This window comes from Polynucleobacter sp. UK-Kesae-W10 (assembly GCF_018881575.1).
Lineage (GTDB): Bacteria > Pseudomonadota > Gammaproteobacteria > Burkholderiales > Burkholderiaceae > Polynucleobacter.
Genome location: NZ_JACVQB010000001.1, coordinates 32,548 through 48,969, shown reverse-complemented (window position 1 = coordinate 48,969; position 16,422 = coordinate 32,548). Strand labels below are relative to the sequence as shown.

Genomic DNA, 16,422 nt, shown 5'->3' with positions numbered 1-16,422 from the left:
CGGGGTGAGTGATCTTCAACATTGCAGTGCTGCATTAGAGGCTATGCAGGCTGTAGGAATGCCGCTCTTAGTGCATGGTGAGGTCACTAGTGCTGATATTGATATCTTTGATCGTGAAGCAGTCTTCATCGACAATGTCTTAGAGCCTTTACGTAAACAATTTCCTGCGCTCAAGATTGTGTTTGAGCACATCACTACTAAGCAAGCGGCTCACTATGTGCGTGATTCCTCCACTAGTGGAAAAAATACGATTGCAGCTACGATCACTCCCCAACATTTGCTGATGAACCGGAATGCGATTTTTGCGGGCGGTATTCGTCCACACAACTATTGCCTACCCGTTCTGAAGCGTGAAGAGCATCGCATCGCTTTATTAGAAGCGGCTACTAGCGGTAATTCTCGTTTCTTCTTGGGAACGGATAGTGCCCCGCATGCTAAGGGCGCTAAAGAAGCTGCTTGTGGCTGCGCAGGTTGTTATAGCGCTTTCAACGCCTTGGGTTTGTATGCCGAAGCATTTGAAAGTGTTGGTAAGCTAGATCGGCTAGAAGGGTTTGCTAGTTTTTTTGGCCCTGATTTTTATGAATTGCCGCGTAATACCAAACAAATTACCTTGATCAAGCAAGCGCAAAGCATTCCTCAAGAGCTACCTTTGGGTGATGCCACCATCGTGCCATTGCGTGCCGGCGAAACTATCGCTTGGTCTTTGGTTTAATCCACAATCTTTAGCCAAACTCCCTCGACTGCGTTAGACTGCAGGCGCAGAGTCAATTAGGCAATCGCCGCCTCTTTATTGAGGGGGAGGAAAGTCCGGACTCCAAAGGGTAGGGTGATGGCTAACGGCCATCCACGGTGACGTGAGGAATAGGGCCACAGAGACGAGCGTATTTAGTTACGGTGAAACGCGGTAACCTCCACCTGGAGCAATCCCAAGTATGCAGACGATGAGGCGTCCCGCTGAGTCTGCGGGTAGGGAGCTTGAGCCGTCAGGTAACTGCCGGCCTAGAGGAATGATTGCCCCTAGATGCAAATCTAGGCGACAGAATCCGGCTTATCGATTGACTCTGCACTTATTCCGAGATGACTTCAATGCTGTAAGTCAGTTCAGCGGTTTTGGCGAGCATGCTCGTAGCTGAACAATATTTGTCATGGGATAGTTTGACAGCACGATCGACTTTGGCTTGATCAAGATTCTTGCCCTTGACTGTGAAGTGCAGATTAATTTTTGTGAAGACTTTTGGATCTTCGCTTGCACGTTCGGCCTGAAGGGTCACATCGCAGCCGCTAATCTCCTGGCGGGCTCTTTGTAGGATTAAAACCACATCAAATGCAGCGCAGCCTCCGGCTCCAGCCAAGAGTAGTTCCATTGGCCTTGGGGCTAGGTTTCTGCCACCTGCTTCAGGGGCTCCATCCATGTTCACCAGGTGTCCGCTGCCAGTTTCTGCAGAAAAAGCCATTCCGCCATTACCCAACCAAGATACTCGACATTCCATATTAGTGATCCCTAACTTACAAAATTTATCAATATTATCAATAGTTTACCAATTTCTCTGCATCTCTAGTTGTTGCATAGCAACATAAAAAACTTGATTTTGGTCAATATTCTTGCGTCGCAGTATGTTCTCTGTGTAGAATAACCATATTGGTAGTCAGTCTTGTATAAGACTGCGACTTACCTCCCAGTGTCTCCTCCACCCAAACATAGGTGGATTCCAACCCAGGACTCGTTCCTGGGTTTTTTTTGGGTTATAATTCAAGGCTTTACTGAATTACCGAACTAGTCAGCGGTAATTGTTGTACCGATTAGATTGCAGAATCTGCGAGCTTGCAAACATAAGCAGGGCCAAGGTGGACGCGGTGTAATTGGAGTAATTTTTATTTTGACTATAACAATTTGAGAAATCATGAAAACTTTTTCCGCAAAATCCCATGAGGTAAAGCGTGAATGGTTCGTGATTGACGCTACGGACAAAGTCCTCGGTCGTGTCGCCAGTGAAGTGGCACACCGTCTACGCGGCAAGCACAAGCCTGAATTCACACCACACGTTGACACTGGCGACTTTATCGTCGTGATCAATTCATCTAAGCTGCGTGTCACAGGCACCAAAGGCTTAAACAAGATTTATTACCGTCACAGCGGATACCCAGGTGGTATTAGCTCGACTAACTTCGACAAGATGCAAGATCGTTTCCCAGGTCGTGCTTTGGAGAAGGCTGTGAAGGGTATGTTGCCAAAAGGCCCATTAGGCTATGCCATGATCAAGAAATTGAAAGTCTATGGCGACGCTAATCATCCGCATACGGCTCAACAGCCTAAAGCGTTAGAGATTTAAGGAAACCAAATGGCTATTAATTACGGAAATTGGAATTACGGTACAGGTCGCCGCAAGAGTTCTGTTGCGCGCGTCTTTATTAAATCAGGCAAAGGCGAAATTATCGTTAACGGTAAGCCTATCGATGCTTATTTTGCTCGCGAAACATCCCGCATGATCGCTCGTCAGCCTTTGGCTCTCACAGCCCACTTAACGACCTTTGATATCAAAGTGAACGTTTCTGGTGGCGGTGAAACTGGCCAAGCTGGTGCAGTTCGTCACGGTGTAACACGTGCATTGATCGACTACGACAACGCTTTGAAGCCAACTCTGTCTAAAGCAGGCTTGGTTACTCGCGATGCTCGTGAAGTTGAGCGTAAAAAAGTTGGTCTGCATGGCGCACGTCGTCGTAAGCAGTTCAGCAAGCGCTAATTCTTTCAGTCGCTCAAGTTTTATCGAAAGGGTCGCGCAAGCGGCCCTTTTTGTTTCTACAATCTAAGTATTAAAGAAATACAATTCATCAGTCGGTATTTTGGAGAATGGCATGATTAAAGTTGGCATCGTAGGCGGCACTGGATATACCGGAGTGGAGCTGCTGCGCTTATTGGCACAGCATCCTGAGGTAGAGCTCACTGCAATTACTTCGCGTACAGAAGCTGGTATGCCAGTAGCAGAGATGTTCCCATCTTTACGTGGCCGCGTTGCTCTGAAATTTACGACCCCAGATGAGGCGAAGCTTAATGAATGCGATGTGGTGTTCTTTGCAACACCGCATGGCGTTGCTATGGCACAAGCAAAAGAATTACTCGCTAATAATGTCAAGATTTTGGATTTAGCAGCAGACTTCCGACTGAAAAACGTAAAAGAATTTGCCCAGTGGTATGGCATGGAGCATAGCTGCCCCGAAATTTTGGCTGAAGCGGTTTATGGTTTGGCGGAAATTAATCGTGAGGCAATTAAGAAAGCCCGCGTAGTCGGTTTGGCGGGCTGCTATCCAACTTCAGTACAGCTTGGACTGGCGCCGCTACTTTCCCCGAAATCGACTGGTGGCAAACAATTGATTGATGGAAATCACATCATTTCCGATTCTAAGTCTGGCACTTCTGGTGCTGGTCGCAAGGCGGAGATAGGTACTTTGCTATCTGAATCTAGCGATAACTTTAAGGCTTATGGAGTCAAGGGCCATCGTCATCTTCCTGAAATTGTTCAGGGTTTAAAGGCGATTGCCGGCCACGATCAGATTGGCCTGACATTTGTGCCGCATTTAACACCAATGATTCGGGGTATTCACTCGACTCTTTATGTGCGCTTAACTGAAGCCGGCAAGGACGTTGATTACCAAAAGTTGTATGAGAATTTTTATCAGGGCGAGCCCTTTGTTGATGTAATGCCAGCTGGAAGCCATCCAGAAACCCGCTCAGTACGCGGTAGCAATGGCATCCGGATTGCAATTCATCGTCCTGGTGGCGGGGATACTTTAGTTGTTTTGGTGGTTGAGGACAATTTGGTCAAAGGCGCTTCAGGCCAAGGTGTGCAGTGCATGAATTTGATGTTTGGCTTGCCAGAAACTACTGGCTTGACCCAAATCGCTGTATCCCCATAAAGGGGTGGGGTGTTGGGTGATAAATACCCCTCCAGCAAGCTGGCCATTAAAAGCCTAAAATAAGATATTGCCTTTTGAATTAGGAGTAAATCATGACTGAATTAGCTACACAAACTGCACAAGATTTAGCTGAGCCACCAACCCCATTGGTGTTCACTGACGCTGCTGCTGCAAAAGTGGCTGACTTGATTGCTGAAGAAGGTAACCCAGAATTAAAGTTACGCGTATTTGTTCAAGGTGGTGGTTGCTCCGGATTTCAGTATGGCTTCACATTTGATGATGCGGTCAATGAAGATGACACCCTCTTTGAAAAGAATGGCGTTACTTTGTTGGTGGATTCAATGAGCTTCCAATATTTGGTTGGCGCTGAGATCGATTACAAAGAAGACATCAATGGTTCACAATTTGTGATCAAGAATCCAAATGCGACAACAACCTGTGGTTGCGGATCTTCTTTCTCTGCTTAAGAGAGTTGCAAACTACGCTGGGTAGTAAGCGCCTAGAATTCTAGGCCCTTTCGCTCCCGTAACGGCTGGCAAATTTGCTGGCCGTTTTTCTTTATGGGCCCATGCAAGCCATGCAAAGGCAAGACCTTCAACCTGCTGGGGGTCTACACCCGCTAAATCACTAGTGGTAATTTCTAGCGACTCTTCAAAAAAAGAGGGTGCTTTTGCTTTGAGTAAATTCATTAAGGCGGTATTGCGTGCGCCGCCTCCACAGACAATCAGCACCTGGGTTTGCGGGGCATGATGCGCTAAAGCCTCAAGAGCAGAATGGGCCGTGAGATGGAGTAATGTAGCTTGCACATCCTCGACTTCATAATTTTCAGAGCCCATTTTTTCTTGTAGCCACTGAAGATGAAAATCATCTCGTCCAGTACTTTTGGGTGGCGCTTTTGCAAAATAAGAATCTGCTAGCAGAGTATTGAGTAAAGCTTCATTCACTTTGCCTTGTAGTGCCCAGTTACCATTCTGATCGAAATCATTGCCTTGATGTTCTTGTATCCAAGCATCCATCAACATATTGCCGGGGCCACAATCAAAACCAGTCACTTCGCCATTTTTTGGAAGCAGAGTGAGATTAGCAATGCCACCAATATTGAGCACGGCACTGTGTTTTGGGGATATAAATTGTTGTGCATGAAAAGCGGGAACTAGTGGTGCGCCGTGACCACCTGCAGCAAGATCACGACTTCTAAAATCAGCAATGACATCAATCCCCGTTTTTTCTGCGAGCAGTGCTGGGTTCAGGGTCTGGTGTGTATAAGCCAAGTCACCCAAGTGGGGCTGATGGCGAATGGTCTGCCCATGGGCTCCAATGGCAGTAATATCCACTGGCTTTAAATGGGCCTGCTTCAATAATTGGTGTATGGCATCTGCATAGGCCAAAGCCAAGGCATTTCCAGCCTGTTTTTCTCGATGAAGCTCATTGGGTCCGGGGCTTTGTAGCTCAAAAAGGGCTTTGCGTAATTCAGGGCTAAATGGGGTACTAACGGCATCTAGCGTGCTTGCCTCCCCATTGGGCCCAATCTTTGCCAAAACGGCATCAATCCCATCTAGGCTGGTGCCAGACATCAGGCCAATATAGAGGGAGTGCGGTTTGTTCATGCGGTTCTCAGTGATGCGACAATTATGCTTTAGCAATTTAAATACTAATTTAACTGAAACAGTTATCCGAATCAGCATGACGGCTAAACCAGAACCAAAATATCCTTTGACCCCCGAAGTCTTTGCGGCCCTTGAAGTCACTAAGCGGGGCTGCGATGAGCTATTGGTTGAGGCTGACTGGGTCCAGAAATTGGCTCGTAGCCAGGCTACCAAGACACCACTTCGCATTAAATTGGGTTTAGACCCGACAGCGCCAGACATCCATTTAGGCCATACCGTGGTTCTGAATAAATTGCGCCAGCTTCAGGATTTAGGCCATACCGTCATTTTCTTGATTGGCGACTTTACGAGCATGATTGGTGATCCATCAGGCCGTAACGCGACGCGTCCACCATTAACTGCCGAAGAAATTGCCGTGAATGCTGAGACTTACTATCGTCAAGCGAGCATGGTTCTCGATCCTTCGAAAACTGAAGTGCGTTACAACAGTGAGTGGTGTGATCCTCTGGGTGCACGCGGCATGATTCAATTGGCCGCCAAGCATACTGTGGCCCGTATGCTTGAGCGCGATGACTTTACGAAACGCTATCGCAATGGTGTTCCCATTTCTATCCATGAGTTTTTATATCCATTAATGCAGGGTTACGACTCCGTTGCACTGAAGAGCGATTTAGAGCTTGGTGGCACCGATCAAAAATTTAATCTCTTGGTTGGGCGCGAGCTTCAGCGTGAATACGGCCAAGAGCCACAATGTATTTTGACCATGCCCTTACTAGTAGGCCTGGACGGTGTTGAAAAGATGAGTAAGTCCAAGGGAAATTACATTGGCATCAGTGAGCCTGCGGGTGATATGTTCGGTAAGCTCTTGAGCATCTCAGATGATTTGATGTGGGACTATTTCACATTGCTGTCATTCCGTCCAATGTCTGAAATTGACTTGATGAAACAAGAAGTTGCTGCTGGACGAAATCCAAAAGACTGCAAAGTGCTTCTTGCGCAAGAAATCGTTGCACGTTTTCATTCACAAGCTGCCGCTGAAAAAGCTTTAGAAGACTTTAATCACCGCGCTAAAGGTGGCGTGCCTGATGACATCCCCGAAGTAAATCTCTCTGGAGCCCCTATGGGCATTGCGGCTCTTCTCAAGGCTGCTGGCTTGGCTCCATCGACCTCAGAAGCGATGCGCAACGTTGAGCAAAATGGCGTCAAGATTGATGGCACAACCATTAGCGATAAACAAGCAAAGATTGAAGCGGGAACCTATGTAGTGCAGGTAGGCAAACGAAAGTTTGCGAAAGTAACGCTCGCTTAAATATCTAAGCTAGTGCTGCCACTGGGTGGCGTTAGGCCAAAGTGCTCGTATGCTTGACGTGTAGCGACACGGCCACGAGACGTTCTTTGTAAATAGCCTTGTTGGATGAGATAAGGCTCAAGAACATCTTCAATGGTGTCGCGTTCTTCGCCAATTGCGGCTGCTAAGTTATCGATACCTACTGGACCACCATCAAATTTATGCAAGATGGCTTCTAGTAATTTTCTGTCCATCACATCAAAGCCACTGGGGTCAACATCGAGCATTTTCAATGCGGCATCAGCCATGGCTTTGGTAATCGTACCAGTCCCTTTAACTTCGGCATAGTCACGCACGCGCCGTAGCAAACGATTAGCGATCCGCGGTGTTCCGCGAGCACGCTTAGCAATTTCTACTGATCCCTCGGGATCGATGTCAGCCTTGAGAAGGCTTGCGGAACGCTCGATGATTTTGGTGAGCTCTTCAGTGGTGTAGAACTCTAGTCTGGCCACAATACCAAAGCGATCTCGCAATGGGTTGGTGAGCATGCCGGCACGAGTAGTGGCACCTATCAAGGTAAATGGCTTGAGGTCAATTTTGACACTGCGTGCTGCAGGACCCTCACCAATCATGATGTCAAGACTGTAATCCTCTAGGGCTGGATACAGAATCTCTTCAACTACTGGCGAGAGGCGATGAATCTCATCAATAAAGAGCACATCATTCGCTTCTAAATTCGTGAGCAGTGCTGCTAAGTCACCAGGCCGATCCAAAACAGGGCCACTAGTTTGGCGTAAATTCACGCCCAACTCTCGTGCGATGATGTGCGCAAGAGTCGTCTTACCAAGACCAGGTGGGCCAAATAGTAGGACGTGATCCAAGGCTTCTTGCCTTGCTCTGGTGGCGCTAATAAAGATTTCTAATTGCGCCCGCGCTTTAGTTTGACCAACATACTCATCGAGTTGTTTTGGACGCAGAGCTCTCTCAAATACAGCTTCAGAGTTACCCGCCGCCCCGCTCACAATGCGGTCGTTACCTTCCGGTAAATCTTCGGGGATAGAGCTGAGGTCGTCTGTATGAATTGCCATGCTACAAGTGTAGTGGTGTTTAACGAATTAAGCCTTAGATAGATATTTAAGGCCTAGGCGAATACCGTCGGAAACTGAAGTGTCTGGTGGAATTTGCTTTAACGCCAAGAGCGCTTCTTTTTCTGAATAACCCAAGGCTAAAAGGGCCTGGAGTACTTCGCTATTCGCTTCAATCGCTTGAGGTGTTGCGCCCGCTATTCCAAGATCTGGGGCTAGCTTGCCTTTGAGCTCTAGACAGAGGCGCTCAGCTGTTTTTTTACCGATCCCAGGTACTTGTGTCAGACGACCTGCCTCTTGAAGGGCGATGGCTTGGGCCAACTCATTGACGCTCATACCAGATAGAACTGCTAATGCCGTTCTTGAGCCGACACCGCTAATCTTGATGAGCTGTCTAAATGCCTCTCGCTCAGTCTCGGTAGCAAAGCCAAAAAGTTGCTGCGCATCTTCTCGTACTTGAAAGTGAGTGAGCAAGGTAACTTTTTGACCAGTTTGAGGTAGTTGATACAGGGTGCTCATTGGAACATCGACCTCATAACCAATACCTTGGCAATCAACCAAGAGGCGGGGTGGGTGAACCGAAACGAGAATGCCTTGTATGCGACCAATCATATGAAGATCTTAACCTGTAATGAACAATTTATTTTTTTACTTCTGACGCTTTTTAGGAGCGATGGCAGTACTGAGGGCTTTTGGTAGTTGGGCGTGGTGAGCGGCACAAATTGCTACGCCTAATGCGTCGGATGCATCTGTACCAGGAGCACGGCTTAGGCGTAATAAGCGTTTAACCATCTCTTGTACTTGAGGTTTGGCTGCTCGTCCGGTCCCGACGATAGCTTGTTTTACGCGTAAGGCGCTGTATTCTGCAACCGGAAGTTTTGCCGCAACCAGGGCGGCAATCACTGCACCCCTAGCTTGACCAAGCATGAGCGTGGAGCGTGGATTGACGTTAAGAAATACTTCCTCAATGGCAGCAGATTCAGGATGGTATGTTTCGATTACCTCTTGAATGCCCGCATAAAGCGTACCCAGACGAATGGGTAGGCCTTGGGCTGGATCACCGCTTTCGATAGTCCCGGAGGCTACGTAGCTCAATTTTTGGCCATCGACATCAATGATGCCAAAACCAGTAGTACGTAAGCCCGGGTCGATTCCAATCCAGCGCATGAGTATTAAGGCTTACCTTGTTGCTTAATGACGGAAATGGCGTGTGCCTGTAAAAATCATCGCAATGCCATGCTCATCTGCGGCTGCGATGATTTCGTCATCACGCATACTGCCGCCTGGCTGAATGGCGCAGCTTGCACCACCGTTGACGACAACATCTAGACCATCGCGGAATGGGAAAAATGCATCACTAGCCACTGCGGAGCCTTTTAAGCTTAAGCCAGCATTTTCAGCTTTGATGCTGGCCATGCGTGCAGAGTCCACACGACTCATTTGGCCGGCGCCAATTCCTAAAGTCATGCCATTGGCGCAATACACGATCGCATTGGATTTAACAAACTTCGCTACCCGCCATGCAAACATCATGTCATTCATCTCGCTAGGAGTTGGTTGACGCTTGCTGACAACGCGCATCTCGTTTTGTAAAACATTTTTTGCATCAGGGGACTGCACCAACAAACCACCGCCAACCCGTTTGAAGTCAAAGGTATTAAACGCAGTACCTAATGGAATTTCTAGGAGGCGCACATTTTGTTTGGCTGCAAAGATAGCTTTTGCTTCAGCGCTGAAGCTTGGTGCAATCAATACTTCAACAAACTGCTTGGAGATGGCTTCAGCGGCTGCGCCATCACAGGGGACGTTAAAGGCAATAATGCCGCCAAAGGCAGAGCTTGGGTCCGTTTTGAATGCTTTTTGGTAGGCCTCTAATGCTGAGGCACCAACTGCAACGCCACAAGGGTTGGCATGCTTAATGATGACGCAAGCAGCAGCTCCACCAGCGTTGCCAGTAAAGCTTTTTACGCACTCCCAAGCGGAGTCTGCATCAGCAATATTGTTGTATGAGAGTTCTTTGCCTTGTAATTGCTTGTAATTGGCAAGCGCACCTTCAACAGGGTAAATGTCTTTATAGAAGGCTGCTGATTGGTGTGGGTTCTCACCGTAACGCATCTCTTGGACTTTTTCAAAGGCAAGGTGCAAGGTTTCTGGATAGGCGGAGCGTTTCTGATGATCTAGATCATCACCCAGGGCAGAAAGGTAGTTAGCAATTGCGCCGTCGTATTGTGCGGTATGAGCAAACACTTTCTTTGCCAAACCTAAATTGGTTTTATATGAAACAGTATTTCCATTAGCCTTCATCTCGGCCAAGACAGGCGCGTAATCTTCAGGCGAAATCAATACGGTCACATCTTGATGATTTTTGGCGGCTGCTCGAAGCATGGCTGGGCCACCAATATCAATATTCTCAACTGCGTCTTCAAAAGAGCAACTCTCCTTCGCTACAGTTTCATTGAATGGGTAAAGGTTAATCACCAACATATCGATGGTGTTGATGCCATGCTCTTTTAATGCCGCCATATGCTCAGGAAAATCGCGGCGTGCCAGCAAGCCACCATGCACCATGGGATGGAGAGTTTTCACGCGGCCATCTAGCATTTCCGGGAACTTGGTTAAAGAAGAGACCTCAACAACTGGAAGATTGTTCTCGGCCAATAATTTTGCCGTGCCTCCAGTGGAGATCAGTTTGATTCCTTGTTCATGCAAGGCTTTAGCAAAAGGCACGATGCCATTTTTATCGGAGACGGAGAGTAGGGCTGTACGGATCATAAGTTCAGTAGGTCAAATGGATAGATAGGGTTTTAAATAGAGGTGAATTATTTGAGCAGTTGATGTTCAACTAATTTTTTATGCAAGGTATTCCGATTGATGCCTAGATATTGCGCAGCTAATGACTGGTTGTGTTTAGCATGCTGCATGACAAGTTCTAGCATCGGTTTTTCAACTACAGCTAATACCATTTGATAGATATCTGTAGGAGGTGTGCCTTTGAGATCATTGAGGTAACTCTGCAAGTGCGTTTCAATGCATTCAGTAATTGGGTGCTTATTGCTCATAAATTCTACAAATCCTAAAATCTAAAAAAGTAATTACGCTGCTTCTAAAAAGAGCAAACGGTCAGAATGGGATTTCATTTCATCGAAATAATCATTCACCATTTGCAGTTGGGTTTTGCAATCATCGGCAGTATTCATGCGTTGACGAAAAGCATGAGAATCACGCAGCCCCTTGCAGTACCAGCCAATATGCTTGCGTGCAGTCCGCAGGCCGATGTGTTCACCATAGAACTCATAGTGATCTAGCAGGTGAGCATTCATGATCGCTTGAATCTCATTAATTTCTGGCGTAGGCAGTTTTTCGCCTGTCGCTAAATAGTGATCAATCTCGCGAAAGATCCAAGGGCGTCCTTGTGCGGCACGCCCAATCATGATGGCATCAGCGCCGGTGGTCTTGAGAACGAACTCCGCCTTTTCTGGATTATTGATGTCCCCATTGGCAACAATCGGAATATTGACGGTGTTCTTAACGGCAGTAATGGTTTCGTATTCTGCTTCGCCGTGATAAAGATCTGCGCGTGTACGGCCATGAACAGTCAGCATGGAAATGCCAATGCTTTCTGCAAGTCGTGCAATGTCGATGGCATTTTTGTGTTCTCGATCCCAGCCGGTACGAATTTTTAGAGTGACGGGAACCGCATCGGGGCCAATGCCTACTGCATTGACAACCGCTTCCAAAATATCTCGCACTAATGGCTCGTTGCGCAATAGGGCAGAGCCAGCTGCAACATTGCATACTTTTTTTGCGGGGCAACCCATATTGATATCGATGATTTGGGCGCCATGATCCACATTGATTTTTGCAGCTGCCGCCATCATTTCTGGATCGGCGCCTGCAATTTGTACTGCAATGGGTTTGAATTCGCCTACGTGATTGGCACGTCGTTGAGTCTTTTCACTTTTCCATAGAAGGGCGTTTGAGGCCACCATCTCTGAAACGGCATAACCCGCACCTAATTTTTTGCATAGCTGTCTAAATGGGCGATCCGTTACCCCAGCCATTGGGGCTACAAATAGTCTATTTGCGAGGAGGTGTGAGCCAATCTTCATCTAGCAGGGTGTGGGGAGTTGGATGCCGTAGGGAAAGCATGACACTTTAGCACATTTAGGCCTAAATCTGCCTATTTTTTAGGCAGATTGCCTGATTTAGATCAAAGCGCAGAGCTAGGACTTTTGGAGGCTCTTTAAGCCGCTTAGCGCCTACCAAACATCATTTGGCGAGCTAAGGCTGTTTTGACTGGTGGAAGCCACTGGAGGGCTGTTAAAGCCAATCCGCGGGCCAGGACAACTGGCGCTAAATTAGAGGTGAATACGCGGGCCATAAAGTCAGTTAAACCGATGGTGGTGGTTCGATCTGCTTTTCGACTTTGTGCATAGCTTGCTAGTGCAGATTGCAATTCTGTTGATGATTGATGTTCTGCAGATCCAGAATAAACCGCAACCAATTTTTCGGCCAACAGAAAAGCATCACGTAGACCAAGGTTAAGGCCTTGGCCAGCAACGGGGTGCAATGTTTGTGCAGCATTTCCAATCCATACTTCATTGTCTTTGGTGATTTGCTTGCGATAGTTCAGGCCAAGCTCATACAAACGACGATCACGAATTTTGAGGAATCGTCCAATACGTGAGCCAAACTCAGCTTGTAAAGCATTTAAAAAATCTTCATCATTTAATTGCAGGCGATGTTGTGAGGATTCTGGTGAGCCGCACCACACTAAATTCAAGATATTGCTGCCATAGTGACTGGGTAATACCGCTAAAGGACCTTCTGCCGTGAAGCGCTCCCAAGCTTGATGGGGCGCAGCATTTTCCACCTCAACAAGTCCTACTAAAGCGGACTGGCCGTAGTCACGACCTGATTCAACCCAATCCTGGGTTTTAAAGAGTCCGCCTTCAGCATGCACAACACATTTTGCATCGGGTGAAGGGGCTTCGCCTTCGATATGTTGCCAAGTAAAGTTGGGGCTTTTGAGTTGAATAGCTCTTAATGCTTGGCGCAAAGCAAGATGAATATCACGGTATCGCACAATGTGTCCGAGTGCATCTTGGTGAAGCTCCTCGCGAGTCATTAATGCACGACCAAAACGTCCAGCTTGTGAAACATGTACTCGATGAATATCGGCACAATCATGAGGCCATGCTGCAATCGTATCCAACAAAATTTTGCTGCCATGAGATAGCGCTATTCCTCTGCTATCTGCTGCTGTTAACTTTTCATCCTCTGCTGGATTACGATCAAGCAAGGTGAGATTTGCTGCTGGAAATTTTTGCAAAATCCAGGCAGCGCAGGCAAGGCCAACTGGGCCACCACCCTGAATCACAATATCGGATTTAGTGCTCATGAGTTCATCACCGACTTTGCATTAAGGCTTCGATTTCATCGGCCTTCACAGGTACGCCACGTGAGATCAATTCACAGCCAGAGTCATTCAGTACCGCATCATCTTCGATGCGGATGCCAATATTCCAAAATTCTTCATCAACATCCTCTGCGGGCCTGATATACAAGCCTGGCTCTATCGTGAGCACCATACCAGCCTTGAGAATTCGCCAGGGTTTTTCTGTTTCCGACTTTTCTTGCAGGGTTTCGCGATAAGAGCCCACATCATGAACATCCATGCCCAACCAGTGTGAGGTACGGTGCATATAAAAGCGTCGATAGGCGCCGGTTTCAATGGCGTTTTCCAGTGAACCGAGTTCTGAAAGTTTGAGTATCTTTTCATCGAGGAGGCCTTGCGTCAATACCATTACTGCCGCCTCGTGGGGTTCCATGAAGGTATTTCCGGGTTTGGTCTTCGCAATAGCGGCCTCTTGTGCTGCCAGGGTAATGTCATACAGGGCGCGTTGCGGCCCTGTAAATTTTCCATTCACCGGAAAGGTGCGAGTGATATCAGATGCATAACCATCTAATTCGCAACCCGCATCAATTAAGCAGAGTTCGCCACTACGTAATTCTTGGGCGCCCGCGCGATAGTGAAGAATGCAAGAATTTGCACCGCCCGCAACAATGCTGTTGTATGCCACGCTTTGGGCTCCGCTATTGCGGAACTCATGGAGTAATTCTGCTTCGAGTTGATATTCACGCATGCCTGGCTTGCAGGCTTGCATTGCGCGAATATGGGCGCGTGCTGAAATGACTGCTGCGCGACGCATGATGTCAATTTCATGAGCATTTTTAAATAAACGCATTTCATGAATCAGGGCTTCAACATCATGAAACGCAGAGGGTGGATTGACCCCGCTCCGTGCCTGGCTGCGTACTTCTTTCATCCAATGACGTAGTCGTCGGTCGGCTTCAGCGCTCTCTGCGAGCCTGATGTACATGGCGTGTTGATCAGCGAGTAATTTGGCGAGTTCTTGATCCAAATCTTGATTGCTGTGTGCAAATTCAATCCCGAGTGCTTTTGGTGCTGCTTCTGGTCCAAGACGAATGCCGTCCCAGATTTCGCGTTCGAGGTCCTTAGGTCTGCAAAATAAATGGGACGCTAATTGAAATTGATTGCCACTCGCTGTCACTTGCATTACTAAAGTTGCACCAGGCTCCTCAAAGCCAGTCAGGTAGAAAAAATCACTGTCATGTCGATAGGGAAATTCGCTATCGCGATTACGAGCAAGTTCAGGCGCAGTGGAAATGATGGCAATACCGCCACCTGTATTTTCAAAAATCTTTTTGGCTAAGGCATTTCTGCGTTGCTGATAAATTACATTGTTATTCATATGCTGCATTGAGCTCTTGTAAGCGTTGCGGAGTCCCTACATCGTGCCATGGACCAGTATATTTTTCACCGGACACTTGATTTTGCGCCATTGCTACGCGCAGAAGGGGTGCCAATTTGGCTGGAGTGCCGATTTCTACAGTGTTAAATAAGTCTTTGTGATAAAGGCCAATGCCAGAAAAAGTGAGTTTTTCTGTGTTTGGAGACCCTGTAGCACTTACCTGGGAGTCTTTTAGATAGAAATCCCCGTCCGGGTGTTGGACTGGGTTAGGCACCATTAACAGGTGTGCGAGCGTTTTGTACGGCGAGCTTCGCAGTTGCGCAACCTTGGCCAAGAGATCTTGAACTGGCAAACCAGGTGTAAAAACATCGCCATTGATGACTAAAAAATAATCATCCGCTTTAAGCAAGGGTAGCGCCTTCGCAATGCCGCCCGCAGTTTCTAGAGCAGCACCCTCAGGTGAGTATTGAATGTGTAAGCCAAATTGGGTGCCGTCACCTAAGGCGGCCTCAATTTTTTCTCCCAACCACGCATGGTTAATGACAACTTGCTGAATACCAGCTCCAGCTAAAGCATCTAAGTGCCATGCGAGTAGCGATTTATTGTTGATGGTGAGTAGTGGTTTTGGTAAATCATCTGTCAGAGGGCGCATACGTTCGCCTCTGCCGGCAGCTAGTAAAAAACAGGGAAGGAGATCGCTCTTACTCATTGAATGAAGTGATCACGCTTTATTGGTGCGTGTAGATTCTAAAATACGCGCCAGCGGCTTTAATTCAATATAGCGATTTGCTGTTGCAATCGCATATTCCAAAACCAAAGGGATGTCCTTGAGATAACCATCTTTGCCGTCGCGATGAAAGAGTCTGGCGAAAATGCCGAGCACCTTGAGGTGTCGCTGGAGACCCATCCACTCAAAGTCGCGATAAAACTGTCCAAAGTCTTCTGGCATTGCTAGTCCGGCTTTGCGACCTTGCTCCCAAAATTTAATTACCCAATCAATCACCCTTTCTTCTGGCCATGCAATATAAGCATCACGCCACAAGGATGAAGCATCGTACGTGATAGGGCCATACACGGCATCTTGAAAGTCCAGTACGCCTGGATTGTTGATACTTGTCACCATGAGGTTGCGCGAATGATAGTCGCGGTGAACATATACCCTTGCTTGCGTTAAGTTATTTTCAATGATTAATGCAAAAGCATTTTTCAGTTGTGCTTGCTGCGTATCGCTCAGTTCAATTGATAGATGTTTTTTTAAATACCACTCTGGAAATAAATCTAACTCACGCTGAAGTAGTGCTTCATCATAGTTTGGTAACACATTTGGCTTGCTTACTAATTGCATTTGAATTAATGCGTGCGTGGCATCTTGATATAAGACGTTTGCTGTCTCATTATTCAACTCTGATAGATAGGTTTTGTTACCTAAATCATTGAGTAATAGAAAGCCGAGAGCAATGTCTTGCTCCAAAATTTTTGGCACATTCAAGCCGGCATCAGAAAGTAATAAATCTACTTGAATGAAGGCATCCAAGGGCTCATGTTGAGGAGGGGCATCCATGATGATGAGAGTGCCAAAATCCGGGTTTTTGGACTCAATTCGGAAATACCGTCTAAAGCTGGCATCAGCTGAAGCTGGGGCCAAAGTATCAAGATCTAATTGCCAGCTAGGCTGGAGGCCTTTTAGCCAGTTGCGGAGGGTATCTAAGCGAGCGTCAGTCATGGTCGATTCGTATAATAAGGCGGTCTGGATC

The 16,422-nt window shown here is 47.2% G+C and carries 18 protein-coding genes and 1 other RNA gene; 7 read left to right on the top strand and 12 right to left on the bottom strand.

Annotated elements, in window-relative coordinates:
• Both pyrC and rnpB read left to right on the top strand, forming a co-directional pair.
• Positions 1–712: dihydroorotase (gene pyrC, locus ICN24_RS00270; protein ID WP_255532508.1), on the top strand; the 712-nt coding region annotated here is incomplete at its 5' end.
• A gap of 48 nt (positions 713–760) precedes the next feature.
• Positions 761–1,067, top strand: an RNA gene (rnpB, locus tag ICN24_RS00265) — RNase P RNA component class A.
• Here rnpB and ICN24_RS00260 read toward each other — a convergent pair.
• Positions 1,068–1,490: an OsmC family protein gene (locus ICN24_RS00260; protein WP_216220584.1), complete on the bottom strand. Its 423-nt coding sequence runs from the start codon at positions 1,488–1,490 to the stop codon at positions 1,068–1,070.
• Positions 1,491–1,901: 411 nt separating this feature from the next.
• Between ICN24_RS00260 and rplM the strand changes: the two genes are divergently transcribed.
• The 4 genes from rplM (at position 1,902) to erpA (ending at position 4,379) form a co-directional block, all read left to right on the top strand.
• Complete coding sequence (rplM, locus tag ICN24_RS00255; RefSeq protein WP_068949468.1) at positions 1,902–2,330, top strand: 50S ribosomal protein L13; 429 nt, start codon at positions 1,902–1,904, stop codon at positions 2,328–2,330.
• A gap of 9 nt (positions 2,331–2,339) precedes the next feature.
• Positions 2,340–2,741: a 30S ribosomal protein S9 gene (rpsI, locus tag ICN24_RS00250; protein ID WP_071466175.1), complete on the top strand. Its 402-nt coding sequence runs from the start codon at positions 2,340–2,342 to the stop codon at positions 2,739–2,741.
• 112 nt (positions 2,742–2,853) lie between these two features.
• A complete protein-coding gene (gene argC, locus ICN24_RS00245; protein ID WP_216220583.1) occupies positions 2,854–3,912 on the top strand; it encodes an N-acetyl-gamma-glutamyl-phosphate reductase in 1,059 nt (352 codons plus the stop codon).
• 92 nt (positions 3,913–4,004) lie between these two features.
• Positions 4,005–4,379 (top strand): iron-sulfur cluster insertion protein ErpA, encoded by a 375-nt coding sequence (gene erpA / locus ICN24_RS00240; RefSeq protein WP_114639235.1) that lies wholly within the window; start codon positions 4,005–4,007, stop codon positions 4,377–4,379.
• A gap of 12 nt (positions 4,380–4,391) precedes the next feature.
• Here erpA and ICN24_RS00235 read toward each other — a convergent pair whose 3' ends face one another.
• Positions 4,392–5,519 (bottom strand): anhydro-N-acetylmuramic acid kinase, encoded by a 1,128-nt coding sequence (locus tag ICN24_RS00235; protein WP_216220582.1) that lies wholly within the window; start codon positions 5,517–5,519, stop codon positions 4,392–4,394.
• A 76-nt stretch (positions 5,520–5,595) separates the two neighbouring features.
• Here ICN24_RS00235 and tyrS point away from each other — a divergent pair, with 76 nt between their 5' ends.
• Positions 5,596–6,828 carry a tyrosine--tRNA ligase gene (gene tyrS / locus ICN24_RS00230; RefSeq protein WP_216220581.1) on the top strand — a complete coding sequence of 411 codons (1,233 nt, stop codon included), beginning with the start codon at positions 5,596–5,598 and terminating at the stop codon, positions 6,826–6,828.
• Here tyrS and ruvB read toward each other — a convergent pair.
• From ruvB to ICN24_RS00180, 10 genes are all read right to left on the bottom strand, one after another.
• Positions 6,825–7,895, bottom strand: coding sequence for a Holliday junction branch migration DNA helicase RuvB (gene ruvB / locus ICN24_RS00225; RefSeq protein ID WP_216220580.1), 1,071 nt, complete (start codon positions 7,893–7,895; stop codon positions 6,825–6,827). The genes tyrS and ruvB overlap by 4 nt on opposite strands.
• Before the next feature lie 27 nt (positions 7,896–7,922).
• Positions 7,923–8,504, bottom strand: coding sequence for a Holliday junction branch migration protein RuvA (gene ruvA, locus ICN24_RS00220; protein WP_216220579.1), 582 nt, complete (start codon positions 8,502–8,504; stop codon positions 7,923–7,925).
• A gap of 36 nt (positions 8,505–8,540) precedes the next feature.
• Positions 8,541–9,059, bottom strand: coding sequence for a crossover junction endodeoxyribonuclease RuvC (ruvC, locus tag ICN24_RS00215; RefSeq protein ID WP_216220578.1), 519 nt, complete (start codon positions 9,057–9,059; stop codon positions 8,541–8,543).
• 24 nt (positions 9,060–9,083) lie between these two features.
• Complete coding sequence (gene purH, locus ICN24_RS00210) at positions 9,084–10,664, bottom strand: bifunctional phosphoribosylaminoimidazolecarboxamide formyltransferase/IMP cyclohydrolase (protein WP_216220576.1); 1,581 nt, start codon at positions 10,662–10,664, stop codon at positions 9,084–9,086.
• Between the two features lie 47 nt (positions 10,665–10,711).
• Positions 10,712–10,951 (bottom strand): helix-turn-helix domain-containing protein, encoded by a 240-nt coding sequence (locus ICN24_RS00205; protein WP_216220574.1) that lies wholly within the window; start codon positions 10,949–10,951, stop codon positions 10,712–10,714.
• Between the two features lie 33 nt (positions 10,952–10,984).
• Complete coding sequence (gene dusB / locus ICN24_RS00200; protein WP_216220572.1) at positions 10,985–12,001, bottom strand: tRNA dihydrouridine synthase DusB; 1,017 nt, start codon at positions 11,999–12,001, stop codon at positions 10,985–10,987.
• A 143-nt stretch (positions 12,002–12,144) separates the two neighbouring features.
• Positions 12,145–13,293, bottom strand: a complete 1,149-nt coding sequence (locus ICN24_RS00195) for an FAD-dependent monooxygenase (protein ID WP_216220571.1) — start codon at positions 13,291–13,293, stop codon at positions 12,145–12,147.
• Positions 13,294–13,300: 7 nt separating this feature from the next.
• Positions 13,301–14,668: a Xaa-Pro aminopeptidase gene (gene pepP, locus ICN24_RS00190; protein WP_370623082.1), complete on the bottom strand. Its 1,368-nt coding sequence runs from the start codon at positions 14,666–14,668 to the stop codon at positions 13,301–13,303.
• Positions 14,661–15,377, bottom strand: a complete 717-nt coding sequence (gene murU, locus ICN24_RS00185; RefSeq protein ID WP_216220568.1) for an N-acetylmuramate alpha-1-phosphate uridylyltransferase MurU — start codon at positions 15,375–15,377, stop codon at positions 14,661–14,663. The genes pepP and murU overlap by 8 nt, the downstream gene beginning before the upstream one ends.
• 12 nt (positions 15,378–15,389) lie before the next feature.
• Positions 15,390–16,391, bottom strand: a complete 1,002-nt coding sequence (locus ICN24_RS00180; RefSeq protein ID WP_216220566.1) for an aminoglycoside phosphotransferase family protein — start codon at positions 16,389–16,391, stop codon at positions 15,390–15,392.
• Positions 16,392–16,422 lie beyond the last annotated feature (31 nt).